The organism is Pseudomonas viridiflava, from assembly GCF_001642795.1.
Taxonomy (GTDB): domain Bacteria; phylum Pseudomonadota; class Gammaproteobacteria; order Pseudomonadales; family Pseudomonadaceae; genus Aquipseudomonas; species Aquipseudomonas viridiflava.
In genome coordinates, this window is the sequence record NZ_LKEH01000047.1 from 109,809 (window position 1) to 126,420 (window position 16,612).

The following is a 16,612-nucleotide window of genomic DNA, read 5'->3' on the forward strand; positions in this document are numbered from 1 at the left end:
ACGTGACGTTCGTGATGATAGGGCTTCAATGTCTGGAGCAAATAGTCTTTTTTGTCAGACAGTTACTGATATCGAGGAGGGGGTTTTCATCAGGCACAAAAAAGGCCGCTCTTTCGAGCAGCCTTCTTCGATGTTTGGTTGCGGGAGCCGGATTTGAACCGACGACCTTCGGGTTATGAGCCCGACGAGCTACCAGACTGCTCCATCCCGCGTCTGTGTGGCGGCATTCTACAGCCGAACGAGAAAGTGTCAACCCTTAATGCTCGAAAGCTGAAAATAACCTCGCTTAATGCTTGGATCCACCTACGCGTTCCGGGCTGGCTCAGCTCTTCTATATAGAAGCAGGAGGCGACGCTTTATGAACGCGCACAAAAAAGGCCACTCTTTCGAGTAGCCTTTCTTGATGTTTGGTTGCGGGAGCCGGATTTGAACCGACGACCTTCGGGTTATGAGCCCGACGAGCTACCAGACTGCTCCATCCCGCGTCTGTGTGGCGGCATTCTACAGAGAGTTGCCGGGGTGTCAATGATTAGTTTAAAAAAAGTGCTTCTCCTTCAAGTGGTTAGCGAGGCGAAGCGGGGGTGTGAACGACCTTTGACGCCCGGCCCGCCGGGCTTCGGGTGGTGTTTACCTACGAGCAGCGATGCAAATGCGGCCTTTTCATCGCGCATTTTCAGGACCTGCGTGTCACGAGTTGATAGCAGTGAGATACTGCCCGACCATGGATATCAAAATCTCATCAGGTCATGACGCAGCGCAAAATCATCCACATCGACTGTGACTGCTTTTATGCAGCCATCGAAATGCGCGACGACCCGAGTCTGGCGGCCAAGCCTTTGGCAGTAGGGGGCTCGGCAGAGCGGCGGGGGGTTATCGCTACCTGCAATTACGAGGCGCGTGCGTACGGTGTGCGTTCTGCCATGTCCTCTCGACATGCCCTCAAGCTCTGTCCAGACCTGACCATCGTCAAGCCGCGTATGGATGCCTATAAAGAAGCATCGAAGGAAATCCAGACGATATTTCGCGATTACACCGACCTGATCGAGCCGCTGTCTCTGGATGAGGCGTTTTTGGACGTATCCGATGCGAGCCACTTCTCGGGGAGTGCGACGCGCATTGCTCAGGATATCCGGCGCAGGGTTTCGAATCAGCTGCACATCACTGTGTCGGCGGGCGTTGCGCCCAACAAGTTTCTGGCCAAAATCGCCAGCGACTGGAAAAAGCCGAACGGGCTGTTTGTTATCACTCCGGATCAGGTCGAGGACTTTGTCGCATCGCTGCCTGTCAACAAGCTGCACGGGGTGGGCAAGGTCACGGCCGACAAGCTGGGGCGTCTGGGGATTGTCGACTGTGCGGATCTGCGCAGCCGTAGCAAGCTGGCGCTGGTGCGTGAGTTCGGCAGTTTCGGCGAACGGCTCTGGAGTCTTGCGCATGGCATTGATGACCGGCCTGTGCAGAATGACAGTCGGCGTCAGTCGGTCAGTGTCGAGAATACTTACGACAAGGATCTGCCTGATCTGGCCAGTTGCCTGGAAAAGCTGCCTGCCTTGCTGGAGACGCTGACCCACCGCATGGCGCGAATGGAAGGTCAGTACCGCCCAGGCAAACCCTTCGTCAAAGTGAAATTCCACGACTTCACTCAGACTACGCTGGAGCAGACCGGCGCGGGCAGGGATCTGGGCAGTTATGAGCAGTTACTGGCGCAGGCTTTCGCGCGGGGTGGGAAGCCGGTTCGGTTATTGGGCGTAGGGATGCGCCTGCACGACTTGCGTGCGGCCCACGAGCAACTGGAATTGTTCACGCGTTAACAGGCGGCTCCGTGCGATCACGGAGCCCAATGTTCATTGCGCTTGTGCAGGAACCGCAACCAGGCGACCGGCATCCCTGGCCAGCGACTTCAGAAACTCGTTCTGCAGCTGTGGATCATTGCGCGTCAGTTCGATGAGGCTCTGTTCCAGTTCACTGGCTTCTTCTTCAAGACCAAGATCCGACAGGCGCTTGACCCGATGCACCCACTGGCTTACTTCGTCGTCTTCCAGATCGTCGTAAATCAGCGCATGTGCTTCCAGGAGTTTGCCGCGCAGTGAGTGGCTGATTGGCAGACTCTCATTGGCGTGTGCGTTGTCCTGTTCGTCTTCCACATTGATATAGATACGAGTGACACGGCTCAGGTCCTGTTCTGCGAACGGGCTGTCCAGCAGATTGAGCCTCAGTACGCCGTTGCGGTCTGTGGCCATCTCGTGGGTGTCGTTACCCGCCTTGACCATGACCGAGCGCTCGCTCCACGGCAGGGTGGAATTCTCTATGCGCTTGTCTTTCTGCACCTCATCGATGCCCGCCAGGTTTTGCTCGGCGCGACCGTGCGAGGGCGCGTTCATGAACGGGTTCATTCCGGCAACGCCGTAGCTGATCCAGTCCTTGGTCACGCTTTCCGGCAGACTGCCCAGTGCGAAGACATTGACCACGTTGGCGCCCACGCCAGCCACGACTGCGACTGCACCGAGCGGGATTTCATAGATCTCCCGCCAAGGCTGATAGGGCGTGTAGCGGTCGTAATGGCGTGTCACCTCGAAGTCGGTGACTTCGAACGACTTGTGTTCGTGGATACGCACACGTCGTTGCGGCAACTCCAGTGTCTTGGGTTCGCCGATATCGACCTGCAAGGTGTGTTCAAGCAGTTTTCGCTCGACACGTTCCTCATGTTCGCTGCGCTGTGACAACTGATTGGCACAGCCACCGACGAGGAAAGTGCCGCAGAGAACGGCGCTGCCGAGGCTTAAGGTGCTTCGTTTGAACATGGGATCTCTTGATGCGGATGGGGCCGGTGATGAGTGGCGCATCGACAGATGTCGATGCGCCTTTTTACTCAGCGTTTCACGCGGCCCTGAATGAACGACAGCACGTCAGCAACTGCAAGGGCTTGCGGTTGCGACTCGGTACGGCTCTTGTATTCCAGATTCCCTTCGGCCAGACCGCGATCACTGACCACGATGCGATGCGGGATGCCGATCAGTTCCATGTCTGCGAACTTGATGCCCGGGCTGGTTTTCTTGTCGCGATCATCGAGCAGCACTTCAAAACCGGCGGCTTTCAGCTCGGCGTACAGTTTGTCTGTCGCTCCACGTACGGCGTCGGTTTCGTAGCGCAGCGGGATCAGGGCAATCTGGAACGGTGCCAGTGTATCGTTCCAGATAATGCCGTTCTCGTCGCTGTTCTGTTCGATGGCCGCAGCAACCACGCGGGACACGCCGATGCCATAGCAACCCATGGACAGGTTGACCGGCTTGCCGTTCTCGCCCAGTACCTGGCACTTCATGGCTTCGCTGTACTTGGTGCCCAGCTGGAAGATATGGCCGACTTCGATGCCGCGCTTGATTTCCAGGGTGCCCTTGCCGTCCGGGCTTGGATCGCCAGCAACCACGTTGCGCAGATCGGCAACGGTCGGAACCGGCAGATCACGCTCCCAGTTGACGCCGAAGTAGTGCTTGTCGTCGATGTTGGCACCGACACTGAAATCGCTCATCAGCGCGACCGAGCGATCGATGATGCAAGGCAGTGGCAGGTTGAGCGGGCCCAGTGAGCCTGCGCCTGCGCCGATGGCATCACGCAGTTCGGCTTCGGACGCCATGACCAGAGGGTCTGCGACCTGCTCCAGTCTGGTGGCCTTGATTTCGTTGAGTTCGTGGTCGCCACGAATGATCAGTGCAACCAGCTTGCCTTCTTCGGCAGCATGCACCACCAGGGTCTTGACGGTCTTTTCGATCGGCAGATTGAAGCCTTCGACCAGTTGCGCGATGGTCTTGGTGTTCGGTGTGTCGACCAGGCGCAGCTCTTCGGTCGGAGCAGGGCGCGACGTTTCGCGTGGCACCGCTTCGGCTTTTTCAATGTTGGCGGCGTAGTCGGAGCCATCGCTGAACACGATGTCGTCTTCGCCGGATTCGGCCAGTACGTGGAACTCGTGCGAGCCTGCACCACCGATCGAACCGTTATCCGCCTCGACCGGGCGGAATTTCAGCCCCAGGCGGGTAAAGATATTGCTATACGCCTGATGCATGCGGTCGTAGGTTTCCTGCAACGAAGCATGATCGGCGTGGAACGAGTAGGCATCCTTCATGACGAACTCGCGACCGCGCATCAGGCCGAAGCGTGGGCGGATCTCGTCACGGAATTTTGTCTGGATCTGGTACATGTTGATCGGCAGCTGCTTATAGCTGTTCAGCTCGTTGCGTGCCAGATCGGTGATGACTTCTTCATGGGTCGGGCCCAGGCAGAAATCACGTTGGTGGCGGTCGACCAGACGCATCAATTCAGGGCCGTACTGCACCCAGCGGCCGGATTCCTGCCACAGTTCTGCGGGTTGAATGCCCGGCATCAGGATTTCGAGTGCGCCTGCAGCGTCCATCTCCTCGCGAACGATTGCTTCTACCTTGCGCAGCACGCGAAGGCCCATCGGCAGCCAGGTGTACAGGCCGGAGGCGAGCTTGCGGATCATGCCGGCGCGCAGCATCAGCTGATGGCTGACCACGACCGCATCGGAAGGGGTTTCTTTCTGTGTGGCGAGCAAAAATTGACTGGTGCGCATGGTTGGCCGTTGTCGGTTGCTGAGACTGGAAATGACTCGGGATTGTACGGTGATGTGCCGGTGGCGTACAGGGCAGGGCGGTCGTTCGGGTTGTGCGGCCGAGCTTTCGCGCAGGTAAGAAAAAGCCCGGCATGAGCCGGGCTTTTCGTATTGTCGAGTGCAGAACCGTGATTACAGGATCGAAATCGGGTAATCGACGATCAGGCGGAACTCGTTGACGTCGCCGTCAGCCTGAGCGTCGTTGCCACGGTGCCATGCTTGACGCATGCGGAAGGACAGGTCTTTTGCAGGGCCTGTCTGTACGACGTACTTGGCTTCCAGGTTGGTCTCGTGGTGTTTGCCGTCAGCGCCATAAATTGGGCTGCCGTCATTTTTGCGGTAAGTCGAGTTTGCAGCCAGGCCGGTGCCGTCGATGTTGTCACCATTGAGGTAACGCGTCATGAAGCTCAGACCAGGAACGCCATAGGGTGCCATGTTCAGGTCGTAACGCACCTGCCAGGACTTCTCCCCAGGACCGTTGAAGTCAGAATACTGGACAGAGTTCGCAAGGAAAATCGAGTCGCCGCCGCGGTTGTTATCGCCAATGCCTATGTAATCGAAAGGCGTATCGCCGTTAACTTTTTGGAAGGCAACGGTAACTGTGTGCGCAGCCAGAAAAGAGTAGGCTGCGGAGAGGGAGTAGGTGGTGTTGCTGATCGAGCCTGCTTTTGCGCTGCCCTCATCCGTAGTGCGGTAGAGGTTGGCGTCGAAAGCAAGAGACTGCTCGTTACCCAGCGGAAGTGCGTAGTTAACGTTTCCGTAGTACTGATTCCACACGTCTTCAAGCTTGGCTGCATAGAACGCAACGCCCAGAGCGTCGTTAATTGCGTATTTGCCGCCAGCGAAGTCTGCACTATTAGCCCGCACCCCGGCGTAGTTCGCCCAGATGCTTCCGTCATGACTTGTGTCGTTCTGACTGGTGCCGGAATAGAAGTGACCACCCTCAAGATCAAGGCCTTTGATCTCACTGCTTTGCAGGCTTATGCCGCTGGCTGTCTGTGGCAGTAGTCGAGATCCGCCGACTGCAAATACCGGGCTGGTAGGCTGCATGTCGCCGATTTTAAGCTCGGTCTTAGATACGCGGAATTTTACTGCGCCGCCCAGTTTGCCAAGCGTATCTTCGTTACCGCCATTTCGGTCGGTAACCAGGTTGGTGGATCCGGAATAAGTGTCTGGCCCCCAGAGCTTCAACCCAAAATAGCCGAACGCTTCCACACCTACGCCGACAGTACCCTGAGTGTAGCCAGAGCTGAAGTTCGTCCACAAACCTTGGGTCCAGTCACGCTGATCCTGGTTGCCGTCGCCTTTGTTGTCGCGGTTGAAATAATAATTGCGCAATTTCAGGTCAAGCGTGCTGCCTTCAACAAAACCCTTGGCCTCAGCCTGATCACTGACGAACGGTGCCGCTGTTGCCAGTTGGGCGCTGGCTGCGGTAACGGCCAGTGCGATTGCGCTCCACTTCATCACTCTCATCGTGATTGCTCCTTTGGTTTTTAGAAGGTACTCAAGCCGTCCCACCTGTTTTTTTATCTGGGCGGCCTTTTCTATTTTTATGTCGGCGGAAAAACTACCTCACGCTGACGATGCTTGCGATAGGTGCAGCCCTATCCTTTCAGAATCTTTACGGCGGTGTCGCTGAGTGCGTCATCCTTGTTGGTGCTTCGCTTGAGCTGTTTCGGGGGCTGTTCCAGGCAAAGGCCTCAAGGAGAGACTCTGCGCGGTCTGGCTGGTCGACAGCGTCATTGCGCGGCACGAACTGTTTTCCCTTGGTCATTTTCGCTTCTGTTTTCCGCCAGAAGCATCGTGACCATATGGGTGATATAGCAACAAGCGTGCACAAAATTCCATCGAATGAAAAAAATTTGTGAAAAATCAGAATCAGCGTCGACTTTACGCTGTATCCGATTGTTTTAACGTGAAAATTTCCATAAGAAAATTTTCACATGCGATGCCCGGCAGGTATCAGGTTAGCCGCAGGCCCCGGATTTGTTACCGTTTCCCACCTGTATTTGTGTAAATCGCGCACCCTCAGTGTTGGCGACGCAACATCAGTGTGTGGTTTTGGTGCACTGGTCGATGTGACTGCCTGACTCTGGAGCGACGCTTGTGCACGGTTCATGTTGATCGAGACCCTGTTTCATTTTCATGACCCGGATTCAGGTTTTTGAGCGATCAAAGCAATTCAAGTGATGGGTATCCCTGCACCCAGCGCTGTTCCTGAGGCTCGCACGCGGTTCAATTCAGTGCGGTTCCAAGGATTTCAGCTGCATTCTGGTGCGAGCGGGGCCGGGGCGTGGTCAGCCGTTGTTCACTGCGTCGGTAAGATGCTGCGACCGACACGGGGTGAAGCCTTGCCCGATCACGCGTATCCTTTCAAAAACGTCAGGCATCCTGCTGTCACAGGGCAGGGCGGCTACCTAATCTGGCAATCAGGAGCTTTTATCGTGTTCGTTCTGGATTCACGTCTGCTGCAAGACACCCGGCCCCTGGGCGACTTTCCGCTATGTCGGCTTTTGCTCTCCAATGACTCGAACTACCCGTGGTTCATTCTCGTGCCTCGTCGCGCCGACATCAGTGAGGTGTTTGAGCTTTCCGCACAGGATCAGCTGCAGCTCTGGCAGGAAACCACCACTCTGTCGAAGATTCTCAAGGATCTGTTCAGCGCTGATAAGCTCAATGTTGCAGCGCTTGGCAATGTCGTCAGCCAGCTCCATATGCATGTAATCGTGCGTAAGCGCGACGACGCTGCCTGGCCTGCACCGGTGTGGGGCAAGCATCAGGCGGTTCCTTATACGGATGAGGCGTTTGCTGCCATTCGTGAAAGGCTGAAGCCTGTGTTAACGACTGATTTCCGATTTGAGGGGGAATAATCATGAACCTTGATGAGCGAGTCATGGAGCTTGAGAGCCGTCTGACCTTTCAGGACGATACCATTCAGGCATTGAATGACGTGCTGGTGGCTCAGCGACGCGAGCTTGACCAGTTACAACTGCAGATGACCGCTATGCTCAAGCGGCAGGAGGAGTTGGGCAATCAGTTCGAAACCTTCGAGGAAGATGCGCCACCACCTCATTACTGACAAACATAAAAAAACCGCGGCCTCCCATGGAGGTCGCGGTTTTTTATCGCCGTTGGAAATCAGCGGCGAGGCAGAGCTGCGATAACGTCTTCGGCTTGCAGGCCCTTGTCTCGATTCATCACCGAGAACTCGACGCGCTGACCTTCGACCAGCACACGATGACCTTCACCGCGAATGGCGCGAAAATGCACAAAAATATCGTCGCCGGAATCACGTGAGATAAAGCCGAATCCCTTCGAGGTGTTGAACCACTTCACGGTGCCGGTATCACGGTTACCCATGTCATGGCTCTGTGGTGCGGGCGAAGGGGACGATCTGTAGAAGCTCACCCCAAGATGCAGGGCGACGGCTACGATGGCGGTTACCAGGCCGGCAATGATCGCTGGCTGGCCTGCTATATATTGCAGCGGAACAAGTAGCGTGAGGATTTGCAGCACGACGGCAAGAACGAGCAATGCACTGACCAGATTTTGCAGTGTGTGACGGGTGCCTCGATTCCAGTAGGGAATTACCGGAGCGAGAATCAGGTTGAGTAGCCCCAGAAAAGCCAGAAAAAGCGCGTCAGGCTGTTGCAGGTAGGGAGCGACCGCTTCGCTACGCAGGCTGGGGATGAAAGAAAGCAACAGAGCTGCTGCTCCCGTTACCAGGTGGACAATTTTCAACATTTTTAAAAAGCTCACAGGTCAAGAAGGATTACAAGAAAAAGCGGGTAACGCCCGGTACGCTTCTGAACAGGAGGAGGCGTGATACACGAGCGATGGGCCAGCCTATGCGCCAAGCCGGATGACAACGCTTCAGCGACACGCGGTGTATTTAACAGCAAAGCCCGATGCTACTCAAATCAGTCGTTTACGCAGTCAAAAACAGCGTGTGGGCCGCAGCGTGGGCCGCATCATAAGCCCTCCTGCAAGTGCCGAAACAGAGCCTTCCAAAGGCTTTCTGGCGGGTTTGGGGCTTCCGGCCCTCGCGGGTTTCATGAAAAGGCCTGGCTGACGCCTCCGGTATTTCTCCTGTGCGTACGTCAGCGTCGGGCTGCACGTCGACAGAAAGCTGCGCGGCTCCTCTTCTCTTGATAGAGTAGCGGCTGTTACTGCTTTCCAATCCTCACTAAAAGGACATGAAACATGGCAATCGATATTGGTATCAGTGAAGAAGATCGCAAATCGATCGTTGACGGTCTTTCGCATCTGCTTTCGGATACTTATGTGCTCTATCTCAAGACCCACAACTTTCACTGGAACGTCAGTGGGCCAATGTTTCGTACGCTCCATCTGATGTTTGAAGAGCAATACAACGAACTGGCTCTGGCAGTCGACTCCATCGCCGAGCGTATTCGTGCGTTGGGTTTTCCTGCACCGGGTACTTATTCGACCTATGCGCGTCTTTCTACCATCAAGGAAGAAGAGGGCGTGCCAAGTGCTGAAGATATGATCAAAAGTCTGGTTCAGGGTCAAGAGGCTGTTGTCCGCACGGCACGTAGTATTTTTCCTTTGTTGGATAAAGTCAGTGATGAGCCTACTGCGGATCTGTTGACGCAGCGGATGCAGGTTCATGAAAAAACTGCATGGATGTTGCGCTCGATGCTTGAGTCGAAGTAATGATATCGGCGAGTGGCACCCTGTGCCGCTCGCCAGCACCATCCTTTCCGCTAGCTCCTCTGCATCTGGGTCGCCTGCCTTCGGTGTGACCGATTTCGTCCTTTTCTTGCAGTCATGTAACTATCACGTGCCTCCAGAGTGGTGTTTTGAGTTGTCGCTGTTGCACGTCTTGATATTCCTTAGTCTCTTGTAGTCATGTCCTACGGTGAGCAAGTACAACCGCTGCTGGATATAAATTCATGGATCGGGCTTTATAGGTCAGGTAGTCACTTGTTTATAAATGTTTCCTTTTTCCTGTTCCGAATTTAACTAACAGAGGTTATCAAGATGATGGCACACGGTGTCGAACGCGAGGTCAAGGATTTAAGTCGTCATGCGACGATACGTGATGATCCTTTTGTCGAGGATTTCAACATGACGCTGGCTCAACCCCATTCCAAGTCAGTCCGGCTCAACGGTCTGGCAACGTGTCTGCGTCTCGAGAACGTGTACTGGAACATACTGTCCGGTATTGCGAACTCCAATAACTGCTCGGTGAATGCCGTGCTTTCCTATATTGATAGAGAGGTTCATCTGCGCCATGGCGGTGTAAAGAATTTCAGCGGTCTGATTCGCGTCGTCTGTGTGGCGCACCTGTTGAAGGCCGATCGTCTGGACATGTCCCGGGCCTAGCTTGACCCCCTCATTCTGCGGGCCTGCCTCTGGCGGGCCCGCGCCTTCCCGGTGTTGCGGGTGAACCACTCGGGCGCACGGGGCAGCCACGAACTTATCCTGGCGGGATAGGTTCGTTCGGCTGCACGGCATCGATTAACTCTATATAATCCTCCGCCTTGCTAACGGGCATGACTCTGCGTGGGCGAGGGCTGGCTTGAACTGTGTGCCGGTGCCTTGCACTATTGAGCGCAAGCCAGGAGCGAAAGCCCCACCGAATTTTCGAATTACGAGAAGTGAAACCACCATCATGATGCGCAGCCATTATTGCGGCCAACTGAACGAGAGCCTGGAAGGTCAGGAAATTACCCTTTGCGGATGGGTCCACCGTCGCCGTGACCATGGAGGCGTTATCTTCCTCGATATCCGCGACCGTGAAGGCATGGCTCAAGTGGTGTTCGACCCTGATCGTGCAGACACCTTCGCCGCTGCCGACCGTGTTCGCAGCGAATATGTGGTCAAGGTTGTCGGCAAGGTCCGTGCGCGTCCTGCCGGTGCCGTGAACCCCAACATGGCCTCGGGTGCCATCGAAGTGCTGGGCTATGAGCTGGAAGTGCTGAACGAGTCGGAAACCCCGCCGTTCCCGCTGAACGAATACTCCGATGTCGGCGAAGAGACCCGCCTGCGGTATCGCTTCATCGACCTGCGTCGCCCGGAAATGGCTGAAAAGCTGCGTCTGCGTTCGCGCATCACCACCAGCATCCGTCGTTATCTGGATGACAACGGCTTCCTCGATGTCGAGACGCCGATCCTGACGCGTGCCACACCGGAAGGCGCTCGCGACTATCTGGTCCCGAGCCGCACACACCCGGGCAGCTTCTTCGCGTTGCCGCAATCGCCTCAGTTGTTCAAGCAGCTGCTGATGGTTGCCGGTTTCGACCGTTACTACCAGATTGCCAAGTGCTTCCGCGACGAAGACCTGCGTGCCGACCGCCAGCCGGAATTCACTCAGATCGACATCGAGACCAGCTTCCTCGACGAGAAGGACATCATCGGTCTGACCGAGAAGATGGTCCGCCAGCTGTTCAAGGAAGTCCTTGATCTGGAATTCGGCGAATTCCCGCACATGACCTTCGAAGAAGCCATGCGTCGCTATGGTTCCGACAAGCCGGACCTGCGCAACCCGTTGGAACTGGTCGACGTGGCCGATCAGCTCAAGGAAGTCGAGTTCAAGGTATTCAGCGGTCCGGCAAACGATCCGAAGTGCCGCATCGCTGCGCTGCGTGTTCCAGGCGGCGCGAGCATGCCGCGCAAGCAGATCGACGATTACACCAAGTTCGTCGGCATCTACGGTGCCAAGGGTCTGGCGTACATCAAGGTCAACGAGCGCGCCAATGGCGTGGATGGCCTGCAGTCGCCGATCGTCAAGAACATCCCTGAAGCCAACCTCAACGTGATCCTTGATCGCGTCGGTGCGGTGGATGGCGATATCGTGTTCTTCGGTGCTGACAAGGCCAAGATCGTGAGCGAAGCGCTGGGCGCACTGCGCATCAAGGTCGGTAACGATCTGAAGCTGCACACCTGCGAATGGGCTCCGATGTGGGTCGTCGACTTCCCGATGTTCGAAGAGAACGACGACGGCAGTTTCACCGCGTTGCACCACCCTTTCACTGCGCCCAAGTGCACGCCTGAAGAGCTGGAAGCCAATCCGGCCACTGCGTTGTCCCGTGCCTACGACATGGTCCTGAATGGTACCGAGCTGGGTGGCGGTTCGATCCGTATCCACCGCAAGGAAATGCAACAGGCGGTATTCCGTCTGCTGGGCATCGCCGAAGACGAGCAGCAGGAGAAGTTCGGCTTCCTGCTGGACGCTCTGAAATACGGCGCACCACCGCACGGTGGTCTGGCGTTCGGTCTGGATCGTCTGGTGATGCTGATGACTGGCGCTCAGTCGATTCGTGAAGTCATTGCCTTCCCGAAAACCCAGAGCGCTGCGGACGTCATGACCCAGGCGCCGGGTGTCGTTGACGCCAAGGCCCTGCGTGAACTGCACATTCGCCTGCGCGAGCAGCCAAAGGCCGAGTGATGCCGGGCAGGGCGTATCCTGGATACGCCCTGCATTGCCCGAATCGAGTGAAACTTTTTGCCTGTTGCATGGGCGAAAGGTGAAGGTGTTTCGAAAAGAATCTGGAGCGAGAAATGGCAGGTCATTCTAAGTGGGCGAACATCAAGCACCGCAAAGAGCGTCAGGATGCCAAAAAAGGCAAGATCTTCACCAAATGGATTCGTGAGCTGACCGTTGCCGCTCGTCAGGGTGGCGGCGATCCGGGCTCCAACCCGCGTCTGCGTCTGGCGCTGGACAAGGCGCTCGGCGCGAACATGACCCGTGACACCATTGATCGTGCTGTGGCGCGTGGCGTGGGCGCTTCCGATGGCGATGATGTCGAAGAGCTGGGTTATGAGGGCTACGGCCCGGGCGGCGTTGCGATCATGGTCGAAACCATGACTGACAACCGCAACCGGACTGCTGCCGCTGTGCGTCACGCGTTTACCAAATGCGGTGGCAACCTGGGCACCGACGGTTCCGTTGCCTACCTGTTCGACCGCAAGGGGCAGATCTCCTTCGCTGCGGGTGTCGATGAAGACGCCTTGATCGAAGCGGCAATGGAAGCGGATGCCGATGACGTCGTGACCAATGAAGACGGCTCCATTGATGTCTTCACATCCTTTTCCGGGTTCTATGCCGTGCGTAACGCGTTGGAAGCAGCGGGTTTCAAGGCGTCGGATGCGGAAATCGTCATGCTGCCGACCACCAGCGCCGTGCTTGATCTGGAAACCGCTGAAAAGGTGCTCAAGCTGATCGACATGCTTGAAGACCTGGATGACGTGCAGAACGTCTATTCGAACGCAGAAATTCCGGACGAGGTCATGGAGCAACTGGGCTGACTATCGTCAGACAAGCTGCACTGGAAGCCGGGGGAACGAAGCCGTGAGTGATTGCGGCTATCGGCCTCCGGCTTCTGCCTTTATGCTGCGCTCATTGTGTTGCGTCACCTTTCCTTGCTGCAGGCGTTATGACTCTTATTCTTGGTATTGACCCCGGTTCGCGAATCACAGGCTACGGCGTGGTGCGTGACACCGGCCGCGGCTGTGTCTACGTGGCGTCGGGCTGCATTCGCACCGGCAGTGGTGAGCTGCACGAACGTCTGCAAATCGTCTATCGCGGCGTTCGTGAGGTGATCAAGACCTACGGGCCTGTGACGATGGGGATCGAAAAGGTCTTCATGGCGAAAAACGCCGATTCTGCGCTCAAGCTCGGCCAGGCCCGGGGCGCGGCCATCGTGGCGGGAGCCGAAGAAGAGCTCGAGATTGCCGAATATACGGCGACCCAGGTCAAGCAGGCTGTGGCCGGTACCGGCGGTGCAAATAAGGAGCAGGTGATGATGATGGTCATGCACCTGCTCAAGCTGACTCAGAAGCCACAGATAGATGCTTCCGATGCGCTAGCCATTGCGTTGTGCCATGCGCATACCCGTTCCAGTCTTCTTCCTCACGGTTTGAGCACGGCACGTAGCCGGGGCGGCAGGCTGCGTCTGTGACTGCATCATTCGCACGCATTTTTTTACTTGCAGGGCTGGCTGGCTCTGTGATGATTGTTCCCAACTTTTTCGCGCAAGCGACAGGCAACACGAAAGGATCTGAAACGTGATTGGACGTTTACGCGGCTTTCTCGCCGAAAAACAGCCTCCGCATCTGGTGCTGGACGTCAATGGCGTCGGTTATGAGCTGGAGGTGCCGATGACTACGCTGTACCGGCTACCCCACGTCGGTGAACCCGTGACCCTGCATACGCATCTTGTGGTCCGAGAGGACGCGCACCTGCTGTATGGCTTTTATGAAAAGCGCGAGCGCGAACTGTTTCGAGAGCTGATCCGTCTCAATGGTGTCGGCCCCAAGCTGGCACTGGCATTGATGTCCGGTCTTGAAGTCGATGAGCTGGTACGCTGCGTTCAGGCTCAGGACACCTCGGCGCTGACCCGCATTCCTGGTGTCGGCAAGAAGACCGCCGAGCGGCTGCTGGTAGAACTCAAGGACCGTTTCAAGGCCTGGGAGTCGCTGCCCGGCACGTTCACACTGGTTTCCAGTGGTCCGAATCAGGCTGAACCCGTGGCGTCGGCCGAGTCCGATGCGGTCAGTGCGTTGATATCGCTGGGCTACAAACCTCAGGAAGCAAGCAAGGCCGTTTCCGCCATCAAGGAAAAAGATTTGAGCAGTGCCGATCTCATCCGGCGTGCATTGAAGGGGATGGGCTAAGTGATAGATGCCGACCGCTTGATAACCGCTACCGGCGGCCGTGATCGCGACGAACAGCTGGACCGTGCGATTCGCCCGCTCAGCCTGGCCGACTACATTGGTCAGCCAACGGTTCGCGAACAGATGGAGTTGTTCATCCAGGCTGCACGAGGCCGTAATGAATCTCTGGACCACACGCTGATCTTCGGGCCTCCGGGTCTGGGCAAGACCACACTGGCCAATATCATTGCTCAGGAAATGGCGGTCTCGATCAAGAGCACGTCCGGGCCGGTGCTCGAAAGGCCCGGTGATCTGGCCGCAATTCTGACCAATCTTGAACCCAACGACGTGCTTTTCATCGACGAGATTCACAGGCTGTCGCCCATTGTGGAAGAAGTCCTGTATCCGGCGATGGAAGACTTTCAGCTGGATATCATGATCGGGGAGGGGCCTGCTGCACGGTCCATCAAACTCGACCTGCCGCCGTTCACGCTGGTTGGTGCGACCACCCGTGCGGGTATGCTGACCAATCCGTTGCGTGACCGTTTCGGTATCGTCCAGCGTCTGGAGTTCTACAGCATCGCCGATCTGTCGACGATTGTGACTCGGTCCGCCGGCATTCTGGGGCTGGTTATCGAACCGGAAGGCGCGTTTGAAATTGCACGCCGCGCACGTGGCACCCCGCGTATCGCCAACCGCCTGTTGCGTCGTGTGCGCGACTTCGCCGAAGTGCGTGGCAATGGACAGATCACCCGGCAGACCGCCGACAAGGCCCTGAACCTTCTGGACGTTGACGAGCACGGGTTCGACCATCAGGACAGACGCCTGCTGTTGACCATGATCGAGAAGTTCGACGGCGGTCCGGTGGGTGTCGACAGCCTCGCGGCGGCCATCAGTGAAGAGCGCCATACGATTGAAGACGTACTGGAACCCTATTTGATCCAGCAAGGCTATATGATGCGCACACCGCGCGGCAGGGTCGTGACTCGTCATGCCTATCTGCACTTCGGTCTTAACATCCCTTCCCGAATGGGAGAGCTGCCGGCCGCCGAGGAATTTATCGATGATCCGGCTGATTAAATGTGACGTCATGCAATTTAATGGCCGTCTGTGTGTCACATTGCCAGTCTCTTGGGTGTTACAGGCGGTGAGCGGCAAATCGTTGAAAAACAGTTGCCTGACCCGATTGGCAACGTGAGGAGTAAGCACTAGAGTATGCGCGCGCAAAACGGGGTTCAGTCGTTCGCACATCGCTGTCGCGTTTATTACGAGGACACCGATGCTGGCGGCATCGTCTACTACGTCAATTATCTGAAATTCATGGAACGGGCTCGTACCGAGCGGCTGCGCGATCTTGGTTTCGCCCAGTCAGCAATGGCGCAGGACAACCTGCTGTTTGTCGTGCACTCCAGCGAAGCGCGTTATCACAAGCCGGCGCGGCTGGATGACGAATTGCTCGTCAGTGCACAGGTAACCGAATTGAACCGTGTCAGCCTGCGCTTTCAACAGCAAGTCAGGCGGGCGTCGGATGCAACGCTGCTCTGCGAGGGGCAGTTCTTGGTGGCGTGTGTAAGCGCCGATAGTTTGAAACCCCGGGCCATTCCCGAAGCTCTGCGAGCGGCCTTTGCCGATCAGAGCGGCGCGGGCACACATTCAGAGCAGGAGATAAAGCGTGGAAGCTAACGTCGTCGACCATTCCTCCATGTGGAGTTTGGTCAGCAATGCCAGCATTGTTGTTCAGTTGGTGATGCTGATTCTAGTGGCCGCCTCGGTCACTTCATGGATCGTGATTTTTCAGCGCAGCAACATGCTGCGTGCAGGTCGGCGTGCACTGGACAGCTTCGAAGAGCGTTTCTGGTCCGGTATCGATTTGTCCAAGCTGTACCGTCAGGCAGGCAGCAATCCTGATCCTGATTCGGGCGTCGAGCAGATCTTTCGTGCAGGCTTCAAGGAGTTTTCCCGTCTGCGTCAGCAGTCAGGTGTCGATCCTGATGCGGTGATGGAAGGTGTGGCCCGTGCCATGCGTGTTGCCATTTCCCGTGAGGAAGAAAAGCTTGAGTCCGGTCTGTCGTTTCTGGCGACCGTGGGTTCCACCAGCCCGTATGTCGGTCTGTTCGGTACTGTCTGGGGGATCATGAACTCCTTCCGTGGTCTGGCAACCGCTCAGCAGGCGACCCTCGCCACTGTGGCACCAGGTATTGCCGAAGCCCTTATCGCAACAGCCATCGGCCTGTTCGCGGCAATTCCGGCCGTTATTGCCTACAACCGTTTCTCCGCGCGCAGCGAGACTCTGATCAGCCGTTACTACACGTTCGCTGAAGAGTTCCAGGCCATCCTGCACCGTAAAGTGCACACCAGCGAAGAGTGAGC

Annotated in this window: 16 protein-coding genes and 2 tRNA genes; 12 read left to right on the plus strand and 6 right to left on the minus strand. The window is 56.7% G+C overall.

Translation table 11 applies throughout. The annotated features are described in order from the left end of the window. Window positions 1-135: 135 nt before the first annotated feature. Both AO065_RS23495 and AO065_RS23500 read right to left on the minus strand, forming a co-directional pair. Window positions 136-212 (minus strand) — tRNA-Met (locus AO065_RS23495). Window positions 213-408: 196 nt separating this feature from the next. Beyond that, a tRNA-Met gene (locus AO065_RS23500) sits at window positions 409-485 on the minus strand. 261 nt (window positions 486-746) lie between these two features. On the opposite strand from AO065_RS23500, the gene dinB reads away from it, so the two are divergent. Continuing rightward, window positions 747-1,808: a DNA polymerase IV gene (gene dinB / locus AO065_RS23505; protein WP_004879122.1), complete on the plus strand. Its 1,062-nt coding sequence runs from the start codon at window positions 747-749 to the stop codon at window positions 1,806-1,808. 33 nt (window positions 1,809-1,841) lie between these two features. Here the strand turns inward: dinB and AO065_RS23510 are convergent, their stop codons facing one another. From AO065_RS23510 to AO065_RS23520, 3 genes are all read right to left on the minus strand, one after another. Further along, window positions 1,842-2,798, minus strand: a complete 957-nt coding sequence (locus AO065_RS23510; RefSeq protein ID WP_004879123.1) for a hypothetical protein — start codon at window positions 2,796-2,798, stop codon at window positions 1,842-1,844. Between the two features lie 68 nt (window positions 2,799-2,866). Further along, complete coding sequence (locus AO065_RS23515; RefSeq protein WP_004879126.1) at window positions 2,867-4,582, minus strand: proline--tRNA ligase; 1,716 nt, start codon at window positions 4,580-4,582, stop codon at window positions 2,867-2,869. A gap of 171 nt (window positions 4,583-4,753) precedes the next feature. Beyond that, complete coding sequence (locus AO065_RS23520) at window positions 4,754-6,094, minus strand: OprD family porin (RefSeq protein ID WP_004879128.1); 1,341 nt, start codon at window positions 6,092-6,094, stop codon at window positions 4,754-4,756. A gap of 971 nt (window positions 6,095-7,065) precedes the next feature. On the opposite strand from AO065_RS23520, the gene AO065_RS23525 reads away from it, so the two are divergent. Next, window positions 7,066-7,491 (plus strand): HIT domain-containing protein, encoded by a 426-nt coding sequence (locus AO065_RS23525; RefSeq protein WP_004879130.1) that lies wholly within the window; start codon window positions 7,066-7,068, stop codon window positions 7,489-7,491. A 2-nt stretch (window positions 7,492-7,493) separates the two neighbouring features. Further along, on the plus strand, window positions 7,494-7,700 hold the full coding sequence (locus AO065_RS23530) for a SlyX family protein (RefSeq protein ID WP_004879131.1): 207 nt from the start codon (window positions 7,494-7,496) through the stop codon (window positions 7,698-7,700). A gap of 59 nt (window positions 7,701-7,759) precedes the next feature. Here AO065_RS23530 and AO065_RS27610 read toward each other — a convergent pair whose 3' ends face one another. Further along, complete coding sequence (locus AO065_RS27610) at window positions 7,760-8,365, minus strand: cold-shock protein (RefSeq protein WP_032650179.1); 606 nt, start codon at window positions 8,363-8,365, stop codon at window positions 7,760-7,762. 459 nt (window positions 8,366-8,824) lie between these two features. On the opposite strand from AO065_RS27610, the gene AO065_RS23540 reads away from it, so the two are divergent. The 9 genes from AO065_RS23540 to tolQ all read left to right on the plus strand — a co-directional run bounded on the left by AO065_RS23540 (window position 8,825) and on the right by tolQ (window position 16,610). Then, the gene (locus tag AO065_RS23540; protein WP_004879132.1) at window positions 8,825-9,298 is read left to right on the plus strand and encodes a Dps family protein; all 474 of its coding nucleotides are present in this window, start codon (window positions 8,825-8,827) and stop codon (window positions 9,296-9,298) included. A 327-nt stretch (window positions 9,299-9,625) separates the two neighbouring features. Next, entirely contained in the window at window positions 9,626-9,970 is a 345-nt protein-coding gene (locus tag AO065_RS23545; RefSeq protein ID WP_004879136.1) for a ribbon-helix-helix domain-containing protein, read from the plus strand. Between the two features lie 289 nt (window positions 9,971-10,259). Further along, a complete protein-coding gene (aspS, locus tag AO065_RS23550) occupies window positions 10,260-12,035 on the plus strand; it encodes an aspartate--tRNA ligase (RefSeq protein WP_025994454.1) in 1,776 nt (591 codons plus the stop codon). A gap of 113 nt (window positions 12,036-12,148) precedes the next feature. Next, window positions 12,149-12,895, plus strand: coding sequence for a YebC/PmpR family DNA-binding transcriptional regulator (locus AO065_RS23555; protein ID WP_004879139.1), 747 nt, complete (start codon window positions 12,149-12,151; stop codon window positions 12,893-12,895). A gap of 128 nt (window positions 12,896-13,023) precedes the next feature. Beyond that, a complete protein-coding gene (gene ruvC, locus AO065_RS23560; RefSeq protein ID WP_004879140.1) occupies window positions 13,024-13,548 on the plus strand; it encodes a crossover junction endodeoxyribonuclease RuvC in 525 nt (174 codons plus the stop codon). A gap of 106 nt (window positions 13,549-13,654) precedes the next feature. Then, the gene (gene ruvA / locus AO065_RS23565) at window positions 13,655-14,263 is read left to right on the plus strand and encodes a Holliday junction branch migration protein RuvA (protein WP_004879141.1); all 609 of its coding nucleotides are present in this window, start codon (window positions 13,655-13,657) and stop codon (window positions 14,261-14,263) included. Continuing rightward, on the plus strand, window positions 14,264-15,322 hold the full coding sequence (gene ruvB / locus AO065_RS23570) for a Holliday junction branch migration DNA helicase RuvB (protein ID WP_004879144.1): 1,059 nt from the start codon (window positions 14,264-14,266) through the stop codon (window positions 15,320-15,322). A 135-nt stretch (window positions 15,323-15,457) separates the two neighbouring features. Further along, window positions 15,458-15,925: a tol-pal system-associated acyl-CoA thioesterase gene (gene ybgC, locus AO065_RS23575; RefSeq protein ID WP_004879146.1), complete on the plus strand. Its 468-nt coding sequence runs from the start codon at window positions 15,458-15,460 to the stop codon at window positions 15,923-15,925. Further along, window positions 15,915-16,610: a protein TolQ gene (tolQ, locus tag AO065_RS23580; RefSeq protein WP_004879148.1), complete on the plus strand. Its 696-nt coding sequence runs from the start codon at window positions 15,915-15,917 to the stop codon at window positions 16,608-16,610. Before ybgC ends, tolQ begins: the two co-directional genes overlap by 11 nt. Window positions 16,611-16,612: the final 2 nt, after the last annotated feature.

Coding starts and splice junctions, on each gene's coding strand:
- AO065_RS27610 (WP_032650179.1), bottom strand. CDS start 8,365: ATGTTGAAAATTGTCCACCTGGTAACGGGAGCAGCAGCTCTGTTGCTT.
- aspS (WP_025994454.1), top strand. CDS start 10,260: ATGATGCGCAGCCATTATTGCGGCCAACTGAACGAGAGCCTGGAAGGT.
- AO065_RS23545 (WP_004879136.1), top strand. CDS start 9,626: ATGATGGCACACGGTGTCGAACGCGAGGTCAAGGATTTAAGTCGTCAT.
- ybgC (WP_004879146.1), top strand. CDS start 15,458: ATGCGCGCGCAAAACGGGGTTCAGTCGTTCGCACATCGCTGTCGCGTT.
- AO065_RS23515 (WP_004879126.1), bottom strand. CDS start 4,582: ATGCGCACCAGTCAATTTTTGCTCGCCACACAGAAAGAAACCCCTTCC.
- AO065_RS23555 (WP_004879139.1), top strand. CDS start 12,149: ATGGCAGGTCATTCTAAGTGGGCGAACATCAAGCACCGCAAAGAGCGT.
- ruvC (WP_004879140.1), top strand. CDS start 13,024: ATGACTCTTATTCTTGGTATTGACCCCGGTTCGCGAATCACAGGCTAC.
- AO065_RS23530 (WP_004879131.1), top strand. CDS start 7,494: ATGAACCTTGATGAGCGAGTCATGGAGCTTGAGAGCCGTCTGACCTTT.
- dinB (WP_004879122.1), top strand. CDS start 747: ATGACGCAGCGCAAAATCATCCACATCGACTGTGACTGCTTTTATGCA.
- AO065_RS23520 (WP_004879128.1), bottom strand. CDS start 6,094: ATGAGAGTGATGAAGTGGAGCGCAATCGCACTGGCCGTTACCGCAGCC.
- AO065_RS23510 (WP_004879123.1), bottom strand. CDS start 2,798: ATGTTCAAACGAAGCACCTTAAGCCTCGGCAGCGCCGTTCTCTGCGGC.
- AO065_RS23540 (WP_004879132.1), top strand. CDS start 8,825: ATGGCAATCGATATTGGTATCAGTGAAGAAGATCGCAAATCGATCGTT.